Origin of the sequence: Streptomyces sp. LS1784, from assembly GCF_020103755.1 — a bacterium.
Lineage (GTDB): Bacteria > Actinomycetota > Actinomycetes > Streptomycetales > Streptomycetaceae > Kitasatospora.
The window spans coordinates 1-6,131 of sequence record NZ_JAHSQD010000501.1; the positions used below are offsets into that span (position 1 = coordinate 1).

5 protein-coding genes and 1 pseudogene are annotated in these 6,131 nt (G+C 68.1%); 5 read left to right on the forward strand and 1 reads right to left on the reverse strand.

The window, feature by feature from the left end:
- The first annotated feature begins 102 nt into the window (after positions 1-102).
- The 4 genes and pseudogenes from KS423_RS35930 (at position 103) to KS423_RS35945 (ending at position 5,150) form a co-directional block, all read left to right on the forward strand.
- Positions 103-1,788, forward strand: a complete 1,686-nt coding sequence (locus tag KS423_RS35930; RefSeq protein ID WP_224283940.1) for an IS1182 family transposase — start codon at positions 103-105, stop codon at positions 1,786-1,788.
- Between the two features lie 419 nt (positions 1,789-2,207).
- Positions 2,208-3,278 carry a protein kinase family protein gene (locus KS423_RS35935; RefSeq protein ID WP_224283941.1) on the forward strand — a complete coding sequence of 357 codons (1,071 nt, stop codon included), beginning with the start codon at positions 2,208-2,210 and terminating at the stop codon, positions 3,276-3,278.
- A gap of 910 nt (positions 3,279-4,188) precedes the next feature.
- A pseudogene (locus KS423_RS35940) lies at positions 4,189-4,554 on the forward strand (transposase); the annotation flags it as partial.
- A complete protein-coding gene (locus KS423_RS35945) occupies positions 4,551-5,150 on the forward strand; it encodes a hypothetical protein (protein WP_224283942.1) in 600 nt (199 codons plus the stop codon). The pseudogene KS423_RS35940 and the gene KS423_RS35945, both read left to right, overlap by 4 nt.
- A 62-nt stretch (positions 5,151-5,212) precedes the next feature.
- Here KS423_RS35945 and KS423_RS35950 read toward each other — a convergent pair whose 3' ends face one another.
- Positions 5,213-5,695: a hypothetical protein gene (locus KS423_RS35950; protein ID WP_224283943.1), complete on the reverse strand. Its 483-nt coding sequence runs from the start codon at positions 5,693-5,695 to the stop codon at positions 5,213-5,215.
- A gap of 203 nt (positions 5,696-5,898) precedes the next feature.
- On the opposite strand from KS423_RS35950, the gene KS423_RS35955 reads away from it, so the two are divergent.
- Positions 5,899-6,131, forward strand: a 233-nt coding sequence (locus tag KS423_RS35955; protein ID WP_224283944.1) for a helix-turn-helix domain-containing protein, incomplete at its 3' end; no start/stop codon positions are given.

The following is a 6,131-nucleotide window of genomic DNA, read 5'->3' on the forward strand; positions in this document are numbered from 1 at the left end:
GACTCTGTTGCTCAATTCGGGCCGCGGGGTCGGTTGACTGCGGCATGATCGCTCCTGCGGTCGTCTCGTGGGCAGGTGGTCGCGGGGGTGGTGCGGGTGTCGATGAGGGCGGCGGGACTGCCGGAGATTCCGGAGCGGACGGCGCTGGTCGCGGCGGCCGCGTTCCCGAAGGGAACGCTGGCGATGCGGGTGCGGGAGAAGCTGGCGGAGGTTTTCGCGGATGAGCCGTTCGCGTCCGCGTTCGGGGTGCGTGGGGCGCCGGGCCTGTCACCGGGGATGCTGGCCCTGGTCACAGTGCTGCAGTTCGCCGAGAACCTGACCGACCGCCAGGCCGCGGACATGGCGGTCCGCGCGATCGACTGGAAGTACGCCCTCGGCCTGGAACTTGCCGATCCGGGGTTCGACTTCACCGTGTTGGCGAAGTTCCGGGCCCGGTTGGTCGAGCACGGCATGGAGCGCCTGCTCTTCGACCGGCTGGTGGAGCACTGCCGTCAGGAGGGGCTGATCACGGCCGGGGGCAAGCAGCGTGGCGACTCCACCCATGTCATCAGCGCGGTGCGGGACCTGAACCGGCTGGAGCTGGCCGGGGAGAGCGTGCGCGCGGCGCTGGAGGCACTGGCCGTTGCGGCGCCGGCCTGGCTCGGGCAGGCGATGCCGGTGGCGGAGCTGGAGCTGCGCTATGCGGCCAGGGTCGACTCGTGGCGGCTGCCCTCGTCGAAGACGAAGCGGGACCGGCTGGCCGAGGTCTACGGCCAGGACGCGCTCGCGCTGCTGCATGCGCTCCAGGCGCCCGACGCCCCGGTGTGGCTGCGGGAGATCGAGGCGGTCCAGTTGCTGCGGAGGATCTTCCTGCAGACCTACTACGTGCACACCGACGCCCGGGGACGGGAGGTGGTCAGGAAGCGGGAGGCCGAGGTGGACGGCGTCCCGCCCGGCCATCTGCGGCTCGCCTCCCCCTACGACCGCGACGCGCGCTGGTCCGCCAAGGGAGACGAGCTGTTCTGGTGCGGCTACAAGGTCCACCTCACCGAGACCTGCGACGACCGTGCCGGGGCCCGGACCCGGGCTCCGAACCTGATCACGGACGTGGCCACCACCGTGGCGACCGAGCCGGACGTGACTGCCACCGCCGGCATCCAGCATCGTCTGACGCAACGGCAGATCAAGCCGGGCGAGCACTACCTCGACTCCGGCTATCCCTCCGCCGACCTGGTCATCGCCGCCGCAGGCGAGGGCATCGCCATGATCACACCGCTGCTGGCCGACCACTCCCGGCAGGCCCGGGCCGCCGAAGGCTTCGACAAGAGCGCCTTCCGCGTCGACTGGACAGCTCGTCAGGTCCGCTGCCCGGAAGGCCGCACCAGCGCGGGCTGGTATCCCGTCCGGCAGCACGGCCACGACGCCATCGTGATCGAGTTCGCCCGGGCAGACTGCGGCCCCTGTCCGTCCCGCGACAAGTGCACCACCGCGGCGCGCGGCAACCGCATGCTCACCCTGCGGCCCCGAGAGCTGCACGAGACCGTCGCCGCCGCCCGCGCCGAGCAGAAGACCGACACCTGGCAAGCCAAGTACGCCCTCCGCGCTGGTGTCGAGGGCACCATCAACCAGGCCCTCGACCTCACCGACCTGCGCCGGGCCCGCTACCGCGGCCTGCCCAGGACCAGCCTCCAACACGCCTATTCCGCCACCGCGATCAACGTCATCCGACTCGACGCCCACTGGACCGAACAGACCCGAAGCCCCCGGACCAGCCGACTCACCCGACTCGCCCACCAACTCGCAGCCTGATCACCGGCCTCTAATTGAGCAACAGAGTCTCTGACCTGCGGAAACGTCCGAAACTGCCGTATGGGCGGTGGTCGGGGAGATGGTCGGGGAAACAGTCGGGGAGCAGCAGGGGGAGCGGTGGTCCCCGTCGGGGGCGTTGACGGCCTGGTGGTGGGGTGGAATCACCGCCGGGGCCGGGGCGGGTCCAGCGTAGCCGTGCGGGGCCGTGACAGGGGCGCTGTGGGCCGTCCGGCGGGCTTGGGCGGGTAGGGTGAGTTTTTCTGGGTGGTTGGGGAGCACGTTTTCGGTGGGTTCGGGTACCAGTGGTGGCAAATCAGATACCGGGCGGTTTTGCAGTCCGAGGCTGACCTTGGCGGCGGGAGTCGATTACGTTTGAGCGATCACCGACGCCCTGGTCCGGGGGCACAGAGGAGCCGTCGATGCGCCACTCCGAATCTCAGCACGACGCACGTCTGGCCGCCTACGGGACCGTCGCCACCCGCCTGTCCCTACTGAGCGACCGGCGTCTCGGCGAGATCGTGGCGTCCGCTCCTTCAGTCGGATCCGGTATCGGCGGCAGGTCGGCGGAGCTGGACATCGATGGGACGCGGGTCTTCGTCAAGAGGGTGCCGCTGACAGACGTCGAGACCCAGCCGGAGAACGTTCGGTCCACGGCGAACCTCTTCGGTCTGCCGACGTTCTATCAGTACGGAGTGGGCTCGGCCGGGTTCGGTGCCTGGCGCGAGCTGGCCGTCCACATCATGACCACCAACTGGGTCCTTGGGAAGGAGTACGAGGGCTTTCCCCTGATGTACCACTGGCGTGTCCTGCCCGACTCCCCTCCCGAGGACTTCGTGGACGAGTTCGGGGGCATCGACGGAGCGGTCGCCCACTGGGAAGGCTCGCAGGCCGTACGCGAGCGCCTGGAAGCCATCGGCCGATCCTCCCGCAGCCTGGTGCTGTTCTTGGAACACGTGCCGCAGACACTCCGCACGTTGTTGCGCGAGCACGGGGAGACTGCGGTGGCCACCGGCGGCGGCTCTCCTGCGTGGGTGGAGGATGCTTTGGCGCGGGGCACGGCATTCATGAGCTCTCACGGGCTCGTGCACTTCGACGCCCACTTCAACAACCTGCTGACCGACGGCCGGCTGATCTACTTTGCGGACTTCGGACTGGCCCTGAGCTCAGGCTTCGAGCTCTCAGCAGCCGAGCAGCAGTTCCTCTCGGACCACCTCGGGTACGACCGCGACTACACCGCGAGCCATCTGATCCACCACCTGATCGACCGCGTCCGGGCCGGTATCGAAGCAGACGTGTTCCTTCAGAAGTGGATCGCAGGTCGGAGGCCCGAGGCTGTTCCGCCCGAGATCGCTGTGATCGTCGAGCGGCATGCCCGGGCCAGCGTCGTCCTGGACGGCTTCCACCGCCGGCTGCTGTCGGAAAGCAAGCAGACGCCGTACCCCGGTGCCGAGCTCAACCGCGTCGCAGACGCCGGTGAGGCATCTCGCTGACATCCGACAGGAACAGGCCCCGGCCGCGACTTGTCAGGGAGGCGACCTGCGGGCCCGCAGCCACAAGCCAACGGCGTCCTTGGGACTCCAGCACCCGGACACTCCGCCCCAGTTGGGAAGGTCACTCGATCAGTGGCTCCCAACCTCGCCAAAAAATCACGCCCAGGGCAAGCACACCAGCTACCACGACGCACTCAACCGCGTATGCGCCGGCGCCCAGGCACAGCCCGCGGACCACACTGCCTCGCCCGTTGCCGTGCTCCCCGTCCAGCTCACCGCGGCCGAAGAAGCCGAGAAGTCGCTGGCCGCGGTGCTGTTCGAACGCACGACGGCGCTGATGGCCAGCCACTCCAGGGCGGAACTGGCGGCCATGGTCCGCCAGAGCGGGTTCGACGAAGAGAAGTTTCACCCCGGAATGTTCTCCACGCAGGAACTCGCCAGCCTCCTCGTCCAGTACGAAGACCGGGTAGAGCGTGGCGAGGCGCAGCCCGCGGACTTCATCCCCCTGGCCGTGTTCCCCGCAGTCCGCACCGCGGCCGAAGAAGCCGAGGCGGCGCCGGCCAACGAGCTGTTCGAGCGCATCAGAGCGTTGATGGCCGGCCACTCCAAGGGGGAGTTGGCGGCCATGGTCCGCAAGATCGGGGGCGGCGGAGGGAAGTACGGCCCCGAGCTCTGGGAAAAGCAGGAACTCGTCGGCTACCTCGTCCACCGCAAAGACATGCTGGAGCGCGACCAGGCGTACGGCTGGGTGGGGCTGCACAACGGCGAGCCACCGATCGGCACCTGCCCCCACTGCGGAGGCACCGGGTGCACCGGCCACGACAGCGCTACGCCCTGGCCCGAGACCCGCGAACGTTTCCGCGTCAAGAAAGCCAGAGCAGCTCAGCGCCCATTACTGTGGGCGCGTCTCGACCACCCCGGCGTCAAGAAGATCTGGGCAGACCAGGGCTTCGCCGGCCGCCTGGTCGACTGGGCCGCCACCATCCTGGGCCGCGAGCTGGAGATCGTCCGCAAGGATCCCGGGCAGCGAGGTTTCCAGGTGCAGCCCAAGCGGTGGGCGGTCGAGCGCACCCTTTCGTGGATCACCGCCCACCGCCGCCTCGCCCGCGACTACGAGACCAGCCCAGGCCACTCCGAGACGATGATCCGCTGGGCGATGATCGGCATCATGGTCCGCCGACTCACCCGCGGCCGCCCCGCCACCCGCCCTGGCCCACGCGCTGCAGCCCGAGAGACCTCAACTGAGCTTGGCAGACACGCTACTGTCACGCTGTGATCGACATCAACGCAGCCCGTCTCGGGACCGAAGCGGCCCGCCGCCTGCGGCAGGCCGACTGCTGCCCCATAGAACCCGGCCTCAGCGACGACGAGTTCGACCGCATCGAATCCGAGTACGGCATCCAGTTCTCCGACGACCACCGCGCCTTCCTCGCAGCCAGCCTGCCCGTCAGCTCGCCACCTCAGGATGGAGCCACCTGGGACAAGCCCTGGCCCGACTGGCGCAACGGCAACCCCGACGATCTCCGCTCCCAACTCGCGTGGCCGACCGAGGGAGTACTGCTGGAGGTCGAGCACGGTTACTGGCACACCTCATGGGGCACACGCCCCGCTGAACCGAAGGCCGCCCAGGCCGCCGCGGAGGTGCAGCTGACAGCGGTGCCCAAACTTGTACCGATCTACGCGCACCGGTTCCTCCCCGCAGGCAGCGGAACCCACGGGCACCCCGTCCTCTCGATCTGGGGTACGGACATCATCTACTACGGCGAAGACCTCGCCGAGTACATCAGTGCCGAGTTCGAAGAAGGGTACGAGCACCCCGAGACTTGGAACCCGCGACCGAACGTCCCCTTCTGGCAGGACTTCGTTCGGTAGTCCGGCTGCCTTGTTGCAGATCTCAAACACGGTCTCAGGCCCCGGCTGTGAGCCAGCCCTGATCATGTGTCGTAGGAGCCGTCCCAGGGGGCGCTGAATCCGAGACGGTTCGGGTAGAACTCGGCCCAGTCGTCCTGTTCCTCGCCTTCGGCGTACTCGCCGTGACATTCGAGGACGAGGCCGAAGAGGACACCTTCGCAATGCTCAGCGAAGGGCGCGATCTTGATGTCGCCGAACTTCCGCCCAGGCAAGGCGCCAAGCCACCCGTCCAACAGTTCCCGAGCCGCTGCTACCACAGGCATCTTCTCGGGGCCGTCTGGGACGGTCCCTGTTGCCTCGATAGTGGAGTCGATGTGACGCCCGCTCTCGTCGAACTCGTGCAAGACGGCGTACCAGCGCTTCACGGGGCGGCCGCAGTCGCCGCCTTCCCGACCCATGAACACGCCGGTCACGTGTGCGAAGAACTGGCCTCGGTCCCAACGGCCGATCGAGGCAGTGCGGTAATGGGGTTCATGCCTGATGGGTATCAGGTCCGGCACGCTCATGGCCGAACGATACGCGTTGGTGACGACACGCACCTGGCTCGACGATCGCAGGCGTTGGCACTTCTCTCTGATGCTGCTGTGCCTCACGTGCCTCGAAAGATGATCTTCGGCTAGTGCTGTGACCGCATAGGTTCACCGGGTTGGCGCCGCAGGGCCTTCGGCCGGTTGGATGTCGTGAGACGTTCAGCTCGGAAGGGGGCCCGGTGGCGGAGCCGGTCAGGGTTCGCAGACTCACGGACCAGGAAGGCCAGCAGTTACAGCGGATCGTGCGTCGGGGCAGCACAAGCACGGTTCGCTACCGGCGGGCGATGATGCTGCTGGCCTCGGCCGGCGGCAACCGAGTCCCGGTGATCGCCCAGCTGGTTCAGGCGGACGAGGACACGGTGCGGGATGTGATCCACCGTTTCAACGAGATCGGCCTGGCTTGCCTGGACCC

Excerpts from the sequence above, each read along its gene's own strand:
- KS423_RS35930 (WP_224283940.1), top strand. The coding sequence starts at position 103 with ATGAGGGCGGCGGGACTGCCGGAGATTCCGGAGCGGACGGCGCTGGTC.
- KS423_RS35935 (WP_224283941.1), top strand. The coding sequence starts at position 2,208 with ATGCGCCACTCCGAATCTCAGCACGACGCACGTCTGGCCGCCTACGGG.
- KS423_RS35950 (WP_224283943.1), bottom strand. The coding sequence starts at position 5,695 with ATGAGCGTGCCGGACCTGATACCCATCAGGCATGAACCCCATTACCGC.